2 protein-coding genes are annotated in these 388 nt (G+C 43.6%); both read right to left on the bottom strand.

Annotated elements, in window-relative coordinates; all coding sequences use genetic code 11:
* Positions 1–205 (bottom strand): hypothetical protein (locus tag SH09_RS13910; protein WP_042740214.1); only part of this gene is annotated, 205 nt, incomplete at its 3' end.
* A 17-nt stretch (positions 206–222) separates the two neighbouring features.
* Positions 223–381 (bottom strand): YSIRK-type signal peptide-containing protein, encoded by a 159-nt coding sequence (locus SH09_RS17540; RefSeq protein WP_412179350.1) that lies wholly within the window; start codon positions 379–381, stop codon positions 223–225.
* Between the last annotated feature and the right edge of the window lie 7 nt (positions 382–388).

The following is a 388-nucleotide window of genomic DNA, read 5'->3' as shown; positions in this document are numbered from 1 at the left end:
TTTCTGTTGCAGGTTCAACATCTTGCGTAGATTCTGATTGTACTTCTGCCACTTTTTCAGTTTCTGTAGATACGTTTGCCACTTCTTCTGTTGCTGAATCATCTTCTACTGCTGTTTCTGCCTCAGTTGTTGCCGTCTCAGTTTCAGTACCTTCTGGTGTCACTTCTGTTTCCGATGCTGCTTCTGTCGTTTCAGTTGTCGGCACTTCTGTATTTTCTACCGCTAATTCTTCTGATTGTGTTTCAGCTGGATCTGTATTTGCTTCCCAGATTGACTTTCTGTTGTCGCTTCGCTTGTCGTATCTTCAGCTGCTTGTGCATCATTATTCACACCAAATAAGAGTGTTGCACCGATAAGCAGTGACGCTGTCCCAACTGTCATCTTCCTA

The sequence above is a fragment of the Staphylococcus gallinarum genome (genome assembly GCF_000875895.1).
GTDB lineage: Bacteria > Bacillota > Bacilli > Staphylococcales > Staphylococcaceae > Staphylococcus > Staphylococcus gallinarum.
This window is presented reverse-complemented; position numbering and strand designations above follow the sequence as displayed.